This is a genomic window from Puerhibacterium puerhi (assembly GCF_009846865.1).
Taxonomy (GTDB): Bacteria; Actinomycetota; Actinomycetes; order Actinomycetales; family Cellulomonadaceae; genus Puerhibacterium; species Puerhibacterium puerhi.
The window spans coordinates 29110-43667 of sequence record NZ_WUWN01000020.1 but is presented as its reverse complement, the minus strand read 5'-3'; the positions used below and the strand labels follow the sequence as shown (position 1 = coordinate 43667).

The 14558-nt window shown below is 77.6% G+C and carries 17 protein-coding genes; 9 read left to right on the top strand and 8 right to left on the bottom strand.

Translation table 11 applies throughout. From position 1 onward, the window contains the following. A complete protein-coding gene (locus tag GSF02_RS11915) occupies window positions 1-657 on the bottom strand; it encodes a TetR/AcrR family transcriptional regulator (RefSeq protein WP_159796492.1) in 657 nt (218 codons plus the stop codon). Window positions 658-906: 249 nt separating this feature from the next. Between GSF02_RS11915 and GSF02_RS11910 the strand changes: the two genes are divergently transcribed. Continuing rightward, on the top strand, window positions 907-1749 hold the full coding sequence (locus GSF02_RS11910) for an alpha/beta hydrolase (protein ID WP_159796489.1): 843 nt from the start codon (window positions 907-909) through the stop codon (window positions 1747-1749). 32 nt (window positions 1750-1781) lie between these two features. Here GSF02_RS11910 and GSF02_RS11905 read toward each other — a convergent pair whose 3' ends face one another. After that, window positions 1782-2549, bottom strand: coding sequence for an SDR family oxidoreductase (locus GSF02_RS11905; protein ID WP_159796486.1), 768 nt, complete (start codon window positions 2547-2549; stop codon window positions 1782-1784). A gap of 179 nt (window positions 2550-2728) precedes the next feature. Here GSF02_RS11905 and GSF02_RS11900 point away from each other — a divergent pair, with 179 nt between their 5' ends. The 4 genes from GSF02_RS11900 (at window position 2729) to GSF02_RS11885 (ending at window position 5675) form a co-directional block, all read left to right on the top strand. After that, window positions 2729-3382 (top strand): ANTAR domain-containing protein, encoded by a 654-nt coding sequence (locus GSF02_RS11900; protein ID WP_159796483.1) that lies wholly within the window; start codon window positions 2729-2731, stop codon window positions 3380-3382. 110 nt (window positions 3383-3492) lie between these two features. After that, window positions 3493-4164: a GAF and ANTAR domain-containing protein gene (locus GSF02_RS11895; protein WP_159796479.1), complete on the top strand. Its 672-nt coding sequence runs from the start codon at window positions 3493-3495 to the stop codon at window positions 4162-4164. Window positions 4165-4276: 112 nt separating this feature from the next. Beyond that, complete coding sequence (locus GSF02_RS11890; protein WP_159796476.1) at window positions 4277-4984, top strand: GAF and ANTAR domain-containing protein; 708 nt, start codon at window positions 4277-4279, stop codon at window positions 4982-4984. A 388-nt stretch (window positions 4985-5372) separates the two neighbouring features. Further along, a complete protein-coding gene (locus tag GSF02_RS11885) occupies window positions 5373-5675 on the top strand; it encodes an ANTAR domain-containing protein (protein ID WP_159796473.1) in 303 nt (100 codons plus the stop codon). 4 nt (window positions 5676-5679) lie between these two features. Here GSF02_RS11885 and GSF02_RS11880 read toward each other — a convergent pair whose 3' ends face one another. The 3 genes from GSF02_RS11880 to GSF02_RS11870 all read right to left on the bottom strand — a co-directional run bounded on the left by GSF02_RS11880 (window position 5680) and on the right by GSF02_RS11870 (window position 8049). After that, window positions 5680-6102 (bottom strand): TfoX/Sxy family protein, encoded by a 423-nt coding sequence (locus GSF02_RS11880; RefSeq protein ID WP_159796470.1) that lies wholly within the window; start codon window positions 6100-6102, stop codon window positions 5680-5682. Window positions 6103-6175: 73 nt separating this feature from the next. Beyond that, entirely contained in the window at window positions 6176-7378 is a 1203-nt protein-coding gene (locus GSF02_RS11875; protein ID WP_235915515.1) for an MFS transporter, read from the bottom strand. Beyond that, window positions 7375-8049 carry a GntR family transcriptional regulator gene (locus GSF02_RS11870; RefSeq protein ID WP_159796467.1) on the bottom strand — a complete coding sequence of 225 codons (675 nt, stop codon included), beginning with the start codon at window positions 8047-8049 and terminating at the stop codon, window positions 7375-7377. Before GSF02_RS11870 ends, GSF02_RS11875 begins: the two co-directional genes overlap by 4 nt. A gap of 171 nt (window positions 8050-8220) precedes the next feature. Here GSF02_RS11870 and GSF02_RS11865 point away from each other — a divergent pair, with 171 nt between their 5' ends. From GSF02_RS11865 to GSF02_RS11855, 3 genes are all read left to right on the top strand, one after another. Continuing rightward, window positions 8221-8961, top strand: coding sequence for a hypothetical protein (locus tag GSF02_RS11865; protein ID WP_201308896.1), 741 nt, complete (start codon window positions 8221-8223; stop codon window positions 8959-8961). Between the two features lie 99 nt (window positions 8962-9060). Then, the gene (locus tag GSF02_RS11860; RefSeq protein WP_201308895.1) at window positions 9061-11139 is read left to right on the top strand and encodes a histidine kinase; all 2079 of its coding nucleotides are present in this window, start codon (window positions 9061-9063) and stop codon (window positions 11137-11139) included. Next, window positions 11136-11804, top strand: coding sequence for a response regulator transcription factor (locus GSF02_RS11855; RefSeq protein WP_159796464.1), 669 nt, complete (start codon window positions 11136-11138; stop codon window positions 11802-11804). Before GSF02_RS11860 ends, GSF02_RS11855 begins: the two co-directional genes overlap by 4 nt. Window positions 11805-11828: 24 nt before the next feature. Here the strand turns inward: GSF02_RS11855 and GSF02_RS11850 are convergent, their stop codons facing one another. Continuing rightward, entirely contained in the window at window positions 11829-12620 is a 792-nt protein-coding gene (locus GSF02_RS11850) for a glycoside hydrolase family 16 protein (RefSeq protein WP_159796461.1), read from the bottom strand. 72 nt (window positions 12621-12692) lie between these two features. Beyond that, a complete protein-coding gene (locus GSF02_RS11845; RefSeq protein ID WP_159796458.1) occupies window positions 12693-12968 on the bottom strand; it encodes an acylphosphatase in 276 nt (91 codons plus the stop codon). A gap of 133 nt (window positions 12969-13101) precedes the next feature. Here GSF02_RS11845 and yidD point away from each other — a divergent pair, with 133 nt between their 5' ends. Continuing rightward, window positions 13102-13398 carry a membrane protein insertion efficiency factor YidD gene (yidD, locus tag GSF02_RS11840; protein ID WP_159796455.1) on the top strand — a complete coding sequence of 99 codons (297 nt, stop codon included), beginning with the start codon at window positions 13102-13104 and terminating at the stop codon, window positions 13396-13398. A gap of 7 nt (window positions 13399-13405) precedes the next feature. On the opposite strand, the gene GSF02_RS11835 is transcribed toward yidD, so the two are convergent. Next, window positions 13406-14422, bottom strand: a complete 1017-nt coding sequence (locus GSF02_RS11835) for a LacI family DNA-binding transcriptional regulator (RefSeq protein ID WP_159796452.1) — start codon at window positions 14420-14422, stop codon at window positions 13406-13408. Between the last annotated feature and the right edge of the window lie 136 nt (window positions 14423-14558).

Below are 14558 nucleotides of genomic sequence, written 5' to 3'. Positions count from 1 at the left end.
TCACCGCGCGTCCTGCGGCGCACCCTGGCCGTGCCGCAGGAGGTCGACCAGGTGCCCCTGGAGCTCGTCCCACAGGCGGCGGGAGCGCGCGTCGTCGACGGCGCCGGTCGCGGCGTACCAGTGGCGGAACAGCATGAGCGCGCCGGCCATGAAGGCCACGACCAGCAGCTCGACCGCCAGGTCGTCCAGCTCGGCGTGGTGGCCGACCATCGTCGCGGTGAGCCGCTCGTCCAGCAGGGCGAACGTGCGCTGGACGAGGGCCGCCTCACGGGCCGGCAGCGTGGTGCCGGCGCCGCTCTCGCCGCCGAGCATGCGCACCAGGCGGGCCATCAGCGGGACAAGGTGCTCGGCCCGCGTGGCGGCCGCCATCTGGTCCAGCACGTCGGCGTCGGGGCCGGCCGCGCCGGCGCGGGCGCCCAGCTCGTCCACGACGTCCCCCAGGATCGTGGAGGCCGCGGCGATGACCACGTCGTCGAGCGTGGCGAAGTGGTTGAAGACGGTGCGCCGGGAGACGTCGGCCCGCGCGGCGAGCTCGTCCACGGAGAACCGGGCGCTGCCCCGCTCGTCCATCAGCGCGGCCGCGGCGGCGACGATCGCCTGCCGGTGGCGCGCCTTGAGCGCGGCACGCCGGTCGAGGGCGTCGGGCGTGGCAGGCATGTCTCGACACTAGGTGCAGCGATGCACTCGGTGCAACATCTCGCCACCGCGGGCGGCCGATGACGGTCGCGTGGCGCCGTCGTACGCTCGACGGCGAGGGGGGAGCGCTCCGTCCCGACCTCGCCGCGACGCGCGGCCCGCCACGCCGTCCGGCCGGGCCGGAACCCGTGCACCGACGCACGGGCATCGCGCACGTGCACCGGCACCCTGGCAGCCGTGCGCGCCGCCGACCGCCGAAGGAGCAGTCCCATGAGCAGCACGCCCACGACCGCCGGTCCCGACACCGTCGTCCTCGTCCACGGGCTGTGGATGACCCCCCGCAGCTGGGAGCACTGGGTCCCGTACCTCGAGGCCAAGGGCTTCACCGTCCTGACGCCCGGGTACCCCGGCTTCGAGATCGAGGTGGAGGCGCTGCGGGAGGACCCCGAGCGCATCGCCCGCCTCACCGTCCCCGAGACGGTCGATCACCTCGCGCGCGTCGTCGAGTCCGTCGAGACGCCGCCGATCATCGTCGGCCACTCCTTCGGCGGCACGCTGACGCAGCTGCTGCTCGCCCGCGGGCTCGGCTCGGCGGGCGTCGCGATCGACTCGGCCCCGACCGAGGGCGTCCGCGTCAACCCGTGGTCGCAGGCGCGGTCGCTCTACCCCGCGCTGCGCCGGCCCAGCAACCGCGGCGCCGCGGTGGGGTTCACGCCGGAGGAGTTCCGCTACGCCTTCACCAACACCCTCGACGCCGAGGCGTCGCGGCAGGTGTGGGAGCGGTACGCCATCCCCGCCCCCGGGCGCTGGGTGTTCGACTACGGGCTCCTCGCGAACTTCAAGCCCGGCCCGCAGGAGACGTGGGTCGACTACACGGCCGACCGCGCCCCGCTGCTGTTCGTGGCCGGGGAGAAGGACCACATCATGCCGCCGTCGGTGAACCGGGCGAACGCCCGGCACTACCGTCGTTCGCCCGCGGTCACCGACTACGAGGAGCTCCCCGGCCGCGACCACTGGACGTGCGGGGCCCCGGGGTGGGAGCGGGTGGCCGACCTGGCGCTCGACTGGGCCGTGGACCACGCGCGGACGGACCGGCCCTGGGTCGCCGCCTGAGGGCGGCCGCCGCCCGCTCCCGGCCCGCCTGCTCAGCCGGCGGCGTGCGGGTCGCTCGCGTTGAGCCGGGCCACCGTCGCGTCGTAGGCGCCCTCGACCTCGGCGAAGCGCAGGAACTTCACGCCCTCGACGAGGATCTCGCGCACCGTGCCGTCGTCCTTCTCGAGCAGCGTGACCACCTCGTCGGCGAAGTCGTCGAGGGGCAGCGCGATCGGGCTGTCCTCCTGGCCCGGCATGAGGGAGGTGCGCACCGACGGCGGCACCAGCTCGAGCACCCGCACGCCCGCCGGCTCCAGCTGCAGCCGGATGCTCTCCGAGAGCATGTGGACCGCAGCCTTCGTGGCGTTGTAGGTGGGCGTGACCCGCAGCGGCACGTGGGCCAGGCCGGAGGAGACGGTCATCACCGCCGCGCCCGGGCGCGTGCGCAGGTGCTCGACGAACGCGGCCAGCAGGCGGATCGGTCCGAGCAGGTTGGTCGTGACGGTCTGCTCGGCGGTGGCGAGGAAGCCGGCGGAGGTCCAGTCCTCGGGCTGCATGATGCCGGCCATGGTCACGAGCGTGTCCAGCGCCGGGTGCTGGGCGAGCACGCGGCGCGCGGCCGCCTCGACCGAGGCGGGGTCGGCGACGTCGACCTGGACGGCGTGCAGGCCGGGGTGCTCGGCCGTGATCTGCTCGAGCAGCGCGGCCCGCCGGCCGCCCACGACGACGGTGGCGCCGCGGGCCTGGAGGCGCAGCGCGAGGGCGAGGCCGATGCCGCTCGTGGCGCCGGGGATGAAGACGGTGCGTCCGGAGATGTCCATGACCACCACCGTGGCGCGCCGACGGCCCGCGCGGGAGGGGAGCGGTGATCGGGGGACCGGCGGTCCCTGGGTGCGGCGGGCGGGCACGGGCCCGGTGCCCTAGCCTGCGAGGGGCCCGCCGCGCGGCGGCGGGCGGTGCACGGTGAGGTGGTCGGTGCGCGGTGAGGGGGAGAGCGGCGATGACGTCGTGGGGCGTGCTGGACCACTTCGTGCTGCGCGCCGCCGCCGTCCTACGGGCCGAGGTGGACGCGACCGTGACGGTGCGCCACGACGGGGCCGAGACGCCGACGGCGAGCAGCTCGCGCGCGGCGGCGCGGTGCGAGGCCGCCGGCGCGCGGGCCGCTGCCGGGCCGAGCGGCGCCGCGATGGACCGCCACCGCGTGCAGCTCGTGGCGCGCGTGGCCCACGAGACGTGGTGGCCCGACTGGGCGGCGCAGGCGGCGCGCGAGGGCTTCGCCTCGGCGCTGGCGGTGCCGGCGTCGGTCGCCCCCGGCGTCGACCTCGCGCTGACCCTGTACTCCCGCGCGGCCGACCCGTGGGACGCCGGGCTGCTCGTCGCGGCCGACGGCTACGCCCAGCTGGCCGCCGCGCACGTCCGCACCCTGGTCGCCGGGCCCAGCGACGTGCCGGCGCGCCGGCACGCGGAGCTGGCCGACGCCGTGCTGGTCGAGCGCGCGGTCGGGGCGATCATGCACACCAACGGGTGCTCCGCCGAGGAGGCCCACCGCATCCTCGGCTCGGCCTCGTCGAACCGGAACGTGTCGCGGAGCGAGGCCGCCCGCCGCATCCTGCAGGCGCTGCTCGACGTCGAGGACCCGGCCCGCTCCCGTTGACGTACGGTGGAGGTCCGGGGCGGACCGCCTGCCGCCACGGCGCGGCGAGACCGTGACCACCTCCCCGCGGCCAGGGCGCTCGGCCCCGGCCGCCGGACGGGACCCGACCCATGGCTGCCAGCACCTACCTCCACGAGTACGCCGCCCGGGCCGCCGCGGCCCTCGGCCCCGACCTCGAGGCGTGCATCACGGTGCGCGCGCACGGCCTCACGCTGCTCGCCGCGAGCAGCGCCGACGGTGCCGAGCGGTGCGACCGTGCCGAGCTCCGCGCGGGCGACGGCCCCTGCATCCAGGCGGCGGCCAAGGAGTCGACGCTCGTGGTCGCGTCGGTGGCGCAGGACGCGCGCTGGGAGGCCTGGCGCGAGCAGACCGTGCGGGAGGGCTTCGCCTCCTCGATCGCCGTGCCCGCCCTGGCGGCCCCGGGCGTCACGGTCACGCTCAACGTCTACGCGCGGGGGGCAGGCGAGTGGCCGTCGGCGCTGGTCGAGACGGCGGAGGCGTTCGCCGGGCTGGTCGCGGCCGGGGTGCGGGTGCACCTGGGGTTCGCGGACCTCGAGGACGCCGCCGCCGGGCTGTACCGGACCATGACGGACGCCGTCGCGGTCGAGCGGGCGCTCGGCGCGATCATGGCGAGCAACGGGTGCTCGCGTGACGAGGCTCACCGGGTGCTACGCTCCGCGTCCCTGCGCCGCGACGTGAGCGAGCGGGTCGTCGCCGAGTCGATCCTGCGCTCCCTCGCCCTCGGCGGCCGCGGGGACATCGTCGACGAGCGCAGCCCCTGACCGCGACCCCTGCGGAGCAGCCGCACCGGTGCGAGCGCGACCGGTGCCGCCCTCGGCGGGGATGGTGACGGCTCGGCGGGACGCCGAGGGCAGGGACAGGACGGAGGACGGGGTGAGCGCGCCGGAGCTGATGGGCCTGCTCGCGCGGACCCTCGCGGGCATCGACGCCGGGATGGCGATGCCCTCGCGGCTGTGCCGGGCCTGCGTCGAGATCCTCGGCGCGCAGAGCGGTGCGCTGACCCTGTCCGCGACGCCCGAGGCGCGTCTGACCGTCAGCACCTCCGACGGCGTGTCCACGCAGATCGACAGCCTCGAGGAGACGCTCGGGGAGGGGCCGGGACGGGCCGCGCTCGCGGAGAACCGCGTCGTCGTCACGCAGGTCGACCAGGACGGGCCGGTCGACGAGGCGTTCCCCCTCTTCTCGCACATGGTGCGGACCGTCGGCGGCCCCGGGGTCGCCTACGCCGTCCCCATGCGCGTGGCCGGCCGCGTCGTCGGGGTGCTCAGCCTCTTCGCCGCCGGCCGGCTCGCCCGCAGCCTGGACGACGCGCAGTTCCTGGCCGACGCCGTCGGCCTGGCCCTGCTCGGCGAGCTGGACTCGCTCGACTGGTCGACGCGGGCGCAGATCCACCAGGCCACCGGCATGGTCACCGCCCAGCTGCGCATCTCGCCGAGCGACGCGCTGGCCGTCATGCGGGCCCACGCCTTCGCCAGGACCACCACGCTGGAGACCGTTGCCCACGACATCCTCGCCCGGCGGCTCGTCTTCACGTACGACGACGCCCGCGTGGTCGAGACCGAGAGGACCGAGGAGCCATGACGCCGCGCACCCCCGCCGACTCCTTCGCCGCCGCGGCCAAGGCCCTCCTGCACGAGCACGACCTGACGGACCTGCTCCTGCGGCTGACCCGCGACGCCACCCGCTTCGCCGGCGGTGACGCCGCCGGGCTGCTCGTCCGCACGGACGCCGGGCTGGAGACCCTCAGCTCGACGTCCCACGCGGCGACGCAGCTGGAGCTCTACCAGGCCATGAGCGCGGAGGGCCCCTGCGTGGACCTGCTGGAGACCGGGGAGCCGGTGCTGGCGACCGGGCGGCGGGAGATCCTCGAGCGCTGGCCCACCGTGGGGCCGGTGATCGTCGGGGCCGGCTTCCTGGGCGTGCACTCCGCCCCGCTGGCCTGGGAGGGGGCACGGTCGGTGGCCTCAACATGTTCCGCCGCGACGAGCGCGCCCCGGACGCGGAGCAGGTGCGCACGGCCCAGGCGTTCGCCGACATGCTCACGCTCGCCGTCGTCCAGCCCGAGCGCCTGGCCGAGCGGGACGTGGACGGCCGCCTGGCCCGGGCGCTCGGCGGCCGGGTGGCGGTCGAGCAGGCCAAGGGCGTGCTCGCCCACCAGCTCGACGTCGACATGGCCGAGGCGTACGAGGAGCTGATCGACCGGTCCGCCCGCGACGGCAGGACGCTGACGGACACCGCGCAGGACGTCATCCGCCGGGCCCAGCAGCCCTGAGGGGTCAGCGCTGAGCGGTCGGCCCTGGCCGCTCGGCCCTGGCCGGTCGGCCCGCGGCGACGGCCCGGTCGACCCAGGCCCGCAGCTCGTCGTCGGGCAGCCGGGCGGCGCGGGGCACGGCCAGCCAGCCGTGGCTCATCGTGCGCCGCCCCATGACCGGGCGCTCGACGTCGTCGCGCTCCAGCAGCGCGGCGGCGTCCTCCTCGGTGACGTGCGCCAGGAGCCCGCCCGTGGCCGAGGCGCTGACCGCGAGCCGGCCGGCCACCATGAACGCGGTGCCGCCGAACATGCGCACCTCCCGCACGTCCGGGCGGTCGGCGAGCAGCGCGCGCACCCGGTCGGCGAGGCGAGGACGCGGGTCGCGCTGCGGCTCGGCGCGGGGCTCGATGTGCGGCTCGGCGCGGGGCTCGGAACGTTCCTGGCCCATCGCGGCCTCCCGTCGCTCGGGACTGCCACGCTAGGGCCCGACCCCCGGCCGCGGGGCACCCGGGGCGGGTGGTTCAGCGGGTCTCGCCGCGGAACCGCCCGGCGCGCCGGGCCACGAGCGCCAGGCACCCGGCGCACGCCAGGGCGACGACGGCGAGCGAGGCCGGGTACGGCGCGACGGGCAGGAGCGCGGCGAGCACCGTGGGCAGCAGGAACCCGGTGTAGGCGAGCGAGTAGTACACGCCGGTGAGCCCGGCCAGGTCGTGCGGCGTCGCGATCGCCTGGACGTGCGCGAGCCCCGCCACCACCGTGACGCCGTAGCCGCAGCCCAGCACCACGGCGACGCCGAGCGCAAGGAGGGGCTCGCCGGCGAGGCTCGCGACGGCGGCCAGCGCCGTGCCCGCGGTCATCAGCAGCATGCCGACGGGCAGCGCGCGGCCCCCGGACCGGGCCTCGAGCCGCGCCACGAAGGGCTGCACGATCGCGCCGCAGCCGAGGGTCAGCACGGTCAGCAGGGTGGCGTAGCCGGTGGTCGCGTCGCCGAGCCGCGGGGCGGCGACGGCGGGCATGACGGCGTAGGCGACGCCGGCCGCGCCGAAGATCCACGGCGCGGCCGGGACCACGAGCCCGACGAACCGGCGGTGGCCGGCCGCCGGCACCCGCAGGTCCTGCCACCACGGCCCGGCGGCGCGCCGCGCCGCCCCGAGCGTCTCGGGGGCGGCCAGGAGCAGCACCAGGGCCGCGAGGCTCAGCAGCACGTGCAGCCCGTAGGGCAGCCGGGCGGGCTCCGGGCCCCACTGCGCCAGCGCGCCGGTCACGGCGGCGCCGACGCCGAACCCGAGGGTCAGCGTCAGCGACGGCCGGCGCGCCCCCGCGCCGCGCGGCGGGAGCGGGTCGTGCGGCGGCGAGGACAGCTCCTTGATCCAGCTCGTGCCGACCGACATGGCGACGCCGACGCCCACTCCCGCCAGCGCCCGTCCGGCGCACAGCAGCGCGAACGCGTGCAGCCCGCAGCCGAGCAGGACGCTGCCCAGGATGCTGGCGACCAGGCCGCCGAGGAGCACCGGCTTGCGCCCGTGCGAGTCGGAGACGGCCGCGGAGACCAGCAGGCCGGGCACGAGCCCGAGCACGTACAGGCCCAGCAGGAGGTTGGCCTGCCACGGCGCGTAGTGGCCCAGGTCCTCGTACAGGTGGATGAGCGGCGTGAAGTGGTTGCCGCCCCACGCGAGGAGGAACACGGCGGGCGCGACGCGCAGCCACGCCGCGGTGCCCCTCACCGCGCCTCCCCGGGGAAGTAGGCGGCCGCGATGTGCGCCCGCACCGTCGCCCCGTAGCCGGCGGCGTCGCCGGCGGCGACCAGGCGGGCCAGGTCCTCGTGCTCGGCGCGGAAGCCGCGGGCGGCCGCGAGGTCGCCGGCGACGGCGTGGTGCGTCATGCGGGCGTAGCGCGGCCCGAGCCGGTCGATCGTCTCGACGACGACCTGGTTGCCGCCCGCGGCGATGACCTGCATGTGGAACGCCAGGTCGAGCGCGGCGAACCCGAGCCCGTCCCCGCGCTCGACGGCGTCGCGCTGGGCGTCGACGGTCTCCCCGAGCGCGGCGACCAGCGCCGCGCGCTCGGCGGGCCGCTCGGCGAGGACCTCGACCGCGCGGGTCTCGCACATCGCGCGCAGGTCGAGCAGGTCGCGCCGCTCGGCCGGGGAGACGGCGGTGACGACGGCGCCCTTCTTCGGCATGAGCCGCACCAGGCCCCAGGTCTGCAGCTGCAGCATGGCCTCGCGCGCGGGGGTGCGGCTCGCCTCCGCCTCCTGCGCCAGGGCGGCCTCGGTCAGCAGCTCGCCGGCGGGGTGGGACCCCTCGACGATGCGCCGCGCGGTGCGCGCGGCGATCTGCAGGGCGACCGACCGCGGCGGTTCGCCCTCCCAGGGCAGCAGGATCCGATCGGCCATGCGGGCGAGGCTAGCTGACGCATGCGTTGATGCATGCATCATGTCCGCATCGCGATCGCCCGGGGTCTCGGGACACCCGTCCCTGGTGCCCGGGACACGCCCCGGCGGACGGTTCTTCCTGTCATCAGCACACGTCGCGGCGCCCGCCGCGACCGGACCGAAGGACCTCCCATGGACAACAGCCCCCTCACCACGTCGGCGTCCGCGCCGGCAGCCACCCCGTCGTCCGGCTCGCCGTCACCGGCGCCGTCCGGCCCGGCGACCGCCCGCCGCGGGCGGACCGGGGTCGCCCGCGGCTGGGCCTGGACCGGCGCGCTCGCCGGCGTGCTCGGCGTCGTGGGCATCCAGGCCTCGATGGCCCTCAGCTCCAACTGGCAGGAGGTGGCCGGGGACCCCGACGCGATCGTCGCTGACCTCGGCACGAAGACCGGGACCCTGCTGGTCATGCACACCGCCGCGCTGGCGAGCGCGCTGCTGGTGCTCGTCTTCGCCGCGGGCCTCAAGCGCCGCCTCGACGTGCAGGCGCCGGCCGGCTCGCTGCTGCCGACCGTCGCGTCCTGGGGGCTGGTGCTCGTCGCCGTCGCCGGGCTGCTCGGGACCGGCCTGGACACGCAGTTCACCTTCGCCGTGGCCGAGCCCAGCAGGCTCGTGGCCGAGTCCGGCGCGTTCTACGCCGACTGGGTCGCCACGATCCCGTGGCTCTGGGTCGGGGCGGGCGTCAGCGGCGTCGCCCTCGGCGTGGCCGCCCTGCGGCACGGCGCCGCCCCGCGGTGGATCGGCGTCGTGGGCCTCGTCCTCGGCGGCCTGACGCTCCTCACCGGCGTCTCGCCCTTCCAGTACCTGGCCGGCTTCGTGGGGCCGGTCTGGCTGGCCGTCACGGCGCTCGGGTTCGCCCTCGGCGACCGGCGGTGACGCACCCGGCCGCCGCGCGGGAGCACCCCGGTGCTCGCGCCGGGTGAGATCCGCGCCGCGTCCTGGCCCGGGCCTCGGCCGCGCCCCTACCGTGGGGCCGTGGCCGAGCCCGGGCCCGGCCGCGCCGGGATGCCCCGCACCGCCTGGACCGTCGCCGTCCTCGCGGGCACGCTCGGGCTGTCCGCCGTCGCCCTGCAGGTCGCCTCGGGGGTCACCGTGCTCCTGGGCGACCTGCTCTTCGTGCTCGTGGACGCCACCGTCGCCCTCGTCTACGGCGCGGTCGCGGCGGTCGTGCTGGCCCGCCGCCCGCACGTCGTCGGGTGGCTGACGGCGCTCGCGGCGCTCGGCGGCGGCGTCTCGGCGCTGGGCGGGGCCTGGCGCAGCTACGCCTCCACCCACCCGGGCCTGCCGCCGCTCGAGGGGCTGGCCGCCGCGTACGGCTGGGCCTGGGTGCCGGGCACGCTGTCGCTGTTCGTGCTCGTGCCCTGGCTGGTCCGCTCGGGCCGGCTCGGGCCGGTCGCCTGGTGCGGCGTCGCCGGCGGGACGGCGTCGATCGCCGGCTTCCTGCTGGCCCCGCCGGACGCGCCGCAGGCGGCGATCGCCGGGGTCGTCGTCATGGGCCTGCTCACCGCCGGCGCCACGGCGTGGCGGTGGCGCCGCGGCCCCGTCGCCGACCGGCGCGGGCTCGGCCTGCTGGCCCTCGGCACCGCCCTCATGGCGCTGTCGTTCGTGCCGCTGCTGGCCACCTGGGCGTCGCCCGACGTGGCGTACGCGCTGCCGCTGACCCACCTGGCCTGCCAGGCGCTCTTCCCCGCGGCGATCCTCGTGTGCGTGCTGCGCAACCGGCTCTGGGGGCTCGACCTCGTGCTCTCGCGGGCCACCGTCGCCGGGATGCTCGCCCTCGGCCTCGCGCTCGTGTACGCCGTCGTCGTCGTGGTCGCCGCCACCGTCGTCCGCGGGGCGGCCGCCCAGGTCGTCGCCGCCGTCGGGGTCGCGCTCGCGGTCCAGCCCCTGCACGCGTGGCTGCGCCGGCGGGTGCACGTCCTCGTGTACGGCGACGGCGGCGACCCCGGGCGGGCGGCGCTCAGCGTCGGGCGTCGTCTGGCGTCGGCGGGCGACGCCGCCGGGCTGGTCGCCGCGCTCGCGGCCGGGGTGCGTGAGGGGCTGCGGCTGGAGCAGGCGACGATCGAGTGGCCGGCGGCGCCGTCCGCGGCCGGCGTGGCCCAGGGTGCGGGCGCGGACGCGCCCGGCGAGACGGCGCGCGACGTCGTGCACGGCGGGCGCGTGCTCGGCCGGCTGCGCGTCACCGCGCGCGCGGGGGAGCGGCTCGACCCGCGCACCCGCGACGCGCTGGACCAGATCCTGCCCGTGCTGGGGGCCGGCCTCGCGCTGGCGCAGGCGGCGCGCGAGCTGGAGGCGGCGCGCGAGGCGACGACGGCGGCGCGCCTGGCGGAGCGCCGCGTCATCCGGCGCGAGCTGCACGACGGCATCGGCCCGTGGCTCAGCGGGCTGCGGCTGGGCCTGCAGGGTGCCCGCAACGCGCTGACCACCGACCCGGCCGCCGCCGCGGCGGTGCTCGACGCGCTCGGCGAGGAGGTGCGCCAGCGCACCGAGGACGTCCGGGCGCTGTCGCGCAGCCTGCTGCCGCCGTCCCTCGACGACCTCGGCCTCGAGGCGGCGCTCTCGGAGCTGGCCGGCCGCCAGGCGGTGGCCGGCTTCGTCGTCGACCTGCGGTGCGACCCGTGCGCCGGGCTCGACCCGAACGTCGCGGCGGCGGCCTACGCCATCGCCAGCGAGTCGGTGGTCAACGCCGCGCGCTACTCCGGCGCCGCCGAGTGCCGCCTCGCGGTCGACGTCGGGCCCACCACGCTGACGGTGACGTGCGAGGACGCCGGGCGGGGCATCGCGCCGGGGACGCCGGCCGGCGTGGGCACCCGCTCGATGCGCGAGCGCGCCGCCGAGCTGGGCGGCGCGCTCGCGATCGAGCCCGTCCGGCCCGGCGAGGTCGGCGCCGGCACCCGCGTGCGCGCCGAGCTGCCGCTGCTGCCGGGGCGCGGGGGCGGCGCCCCGGCGGCCGGGCCTCTGCCCGGCGCTGTGTCGGGCGCTGTGTCGGGCGCCGTGTCGGGCGCTGTGTCGGGCGCCGTGTCGGGCGCCGCGGCTCCGGGGGTGGCCGGATGAGCGCCGCCGTGCGGGTCGCCGTCGTCGACGACCACCCCGTGTTCCGGCTCGGCATGGTGGCGCTGCTCGGCTCGCTCGCCGGGACCGAGGTGGTCGGGCAGGCCGCCTCGGCGGCCGAGGCCCGGGCGCTGCTCGGGCTGGACGGCGCGGGCGCGGGCGTCGCCGCGGACGTCGTGCTCATGGACCTCGACCTCGGCGACGGGTCCGGGGTGGACGTCACCCGCGAGCTGGTGCGCTCCCGGCCGGGCGCGCGGGTGCTCGTGGTGACGATGCACGAGTCCGACGACGCCGTCGTGGCCGCCGTGCGCGCCGGCGCCCGGGGCTACCTGGTGAAGTCGGCCGGGCCGGCCGAGGTCGAGCGCGCCGTGCACGCGGTGGCCGGGGGCGCCATGATCCTCGCGCCCACGGTGGCCGAGCGCGCGATGGCGTACGTGGTCGGGGGCCGGGCGGGGAGCAGGGTGCCGTTCCCGCAGCTGTCCGACCGGGAGCGGGAGGTGCTCGACCTCATCGCGCGCGGCCTGGACAACACCGCGATCTCCCGCCGGCTGGTGCTCAGCCCCAAGACCGTGCGCAACCACGTGAGCAACGTGCTGACGAAGCTGGCGGTGCCCGACCGCTCCGCGGCGATCGTCCGGGCCCGCGAGGAGGGGCTGGGTCAGGGCTGACCCGCCGCCGCGACCGGGCCGCGGTCAGGCCGGGCCGCGCCAGCCGCGCACGCGGTGCACCCGCGCCGTCTTCGGGTACTCGCTCGCGGGCCCGGGCGGCGCCACCTCGAACAGGTCGACCATGAGGAACAGCGGGTACGCCGGCGCCTGGGCGAGCCGCCGCACCACGACGCCGTCGCAGCCGATCACCGTGGTGCCCGCGCCCCAGACCGCCGTCCAGGTGTGCGGGCGGGTCGCGTCGCCCTCGACCTCGACCTCGGCCATGTCCGTGGTCAGGCCCGGGTCGCCGTGGGACTTGACGCCCGACCGCACCCGGGCGCGGTCGGGGCCGACCGCCTCGGCGTCGATCTCGCACAGGCAGATCTCGCCGCTGTGGCCGGGGGAGAGGTGCTCCGTGCCGACCAGCCAGACGGCGAGCATGCACCCGGCGTCGCGGGTGGCGCTGACGGTCACCTCGACCCGGCCCGCCGTGGGCGCCCACAGCAGCCGCAGCGGCGTCGCGGTGCGCACCCGCAGGCCGGGGCGGTGCCGGTGCGTCCCGCGCGGCGACCCCGCGGGGCCGGAGAAGGTGCCCGTCTGCAGGTGCGAGACCCGCAGCGGCGCGTCCTCGGGCCGCCAGTCCGGCTGGTCGTGGTCGATCCGCAGCCGCAGGCCCGCGCCGTCCAGGTCGAGCCGCGCCCGCGACCGCTCGGGCGTCGTCCAGTGGGGCAGGTAGTGGTCGACCCAGCGCCGCGCGTCCAGGCGCCCGCCGGCGAAGTCGTCGTCGAGGTCCGGGGCGCGGGCGGGCTCCGGCGGGAGCGCGAGGTCGGCGGGCATGGCGGCATCCTGCGCCGCGGGTCCGACAGGCGCGCGGCGGGCGCCGGAGATCACCCGCCCGGGCGCCCGGGGTCAGCCCGTCACGTCGAAGCCCGCGTCGTCGCGCACCGCGACGTCGCGCACCTGGACGCTCGTCACCCGCGCGGCGCGGGGGCCCTCGTGCAGGAACGCCAGCATGGTCTCGACGGCGCCGCCGTCGCCCTCGACCTCGACCTCGACGGTGCCCTCGGCGGTGTTGCGGACGTAGCCGGCCAGGCCCAGGCCCACCGCGGCGTCCTCCACCGCCGCGCGGAAGCCCACGCCCTGCACGATGCCGCTCACCACGGCGCGGACCCGCCGCCTGGCCATCCGTCCAGGCTAGGCGCGGCGCGCGCCGGTCGCCCGCGGCGACGTCCGGGGTGGCGGCGTCCCGGGGTGGCGGCGCGGCGGCCGCACCCGTCGCCGCGCGCGGGCGGCGACGGGTGCTCGTACCGTGGCGTGCATGACGCCCGCCGCCCGAGCCGTCGACGCCGCCGTCCGCGCCTACCAGCGCCACCTCTCGCCCCGCAAGGGGTGGCGCTGCGCCTACGGGGTCGCGCACGGGGACACCACCTGCTCGGCCGCGGTGCGCCGCATCGTGGCGCAGCGCGGCGTGGTGCGGGGCGTGGTGCCGGTGGCCGCCCAGCTCCTGGCCTGCTACCAGGCCGCCCGGCTGCTGACCAACGCCCAGGTGCGCGGCGTCTGCTGCTGCGGGCCGATCCCCATCCCGTTCGGCTTCGGCTCCGCCCGCGGCCGCTGACCGGCCGTCAGGCGGCCCCGCCGCTCGACTCGCGCACCACGAGCTCCGGCTGGAAGACGACGCTCTCGGCAGCGCCGCCGCGCACGAGCAGGTCTGCCGCGGTCCACCCGAGGTCGTGGGTCGGCTGGCGCACCGAGGTCAGCGGGATGGTCAGCTCGGCGGCGAACGTGACGTCGTCGTAGCCGACGACGGCGACCTCGCCGGGGACGTCGACGCCCTCGCGGCGCAGCGTGCGCAGGACGCCGAGCGCCACGAGGTCGTTGACGCACAGCACGGCCACGGGCCGCCCGGTGCGGCGCGCCAGCAGCTCGCGCGCGCCCTGCTCGCCGCCGTCGGCGTTGAGCGGCACCGTGACCTCCTCCAGGGCCTCGTGCGGGTCGAGGCCTGCCGCGGCGAGCGCGGCGACGACGCCGGCGTGCCGGTCGGCGCACTGGTGGATGGTCCGCGGCCCGTTGAGGAAGACGAGGCGCTCGTGCCCCTGCGCGAGCAGGTGGCGCGCCGCCATCGCGGCGCCCGCGACGTCGTCGACCGCCACGGAGGCCAGCTCCGGCACGGGCGAGGGGCGGTCGAGGAGCACGACGCGCACGCCGCGCTCGTGCAGCGCGAGCAGGCGGTCGACGTCCTCGGTGGACGGCACGAGCGCCACGCCCTGGACGCCGTGCTCCTCGAACAGGCGCAGGAAGCGCGTCTCGCGCTCGGGGTCCTCCTCCGAGCTGGCCACCATCAGGGTCCAGTCGTCCTGGGCGAGGCGGTCCTCCATGCCGCGCGCGACGTCGGTGAAGAAGGGGTTGGTCAGGTCCAGCACGATCGCCCCGGCGGTGGTCATCGAGCCGACCCGCAGCTGGCGTGCGGAGCCGTTCGGGACGAACCGCAGCTCCGCGATCGCGGCCTCGACCCGCTCGCGGGTGGCCGCGGAGACCCGCTGCGGCCGGTTGAGCACGTTCGAGACGGTGCCGACGGACACGCCGGCCAGGCGCGCGACGTCGGAGATCGACGCGCGGCGTCGGCGGGACGGCTGGGGCACGGCTCCTCCGGGGGTGACGGGTCCGGACCAGTATCCGTCCTGGTGGTGGCGTCCGAGGGCGCGACGGGCCGAGAGCCGGGGCGCCGGGGCGCCGGTCTTGCGGGCTCGGCTGCCGTCCGTGTAGCGTGCGTCACGG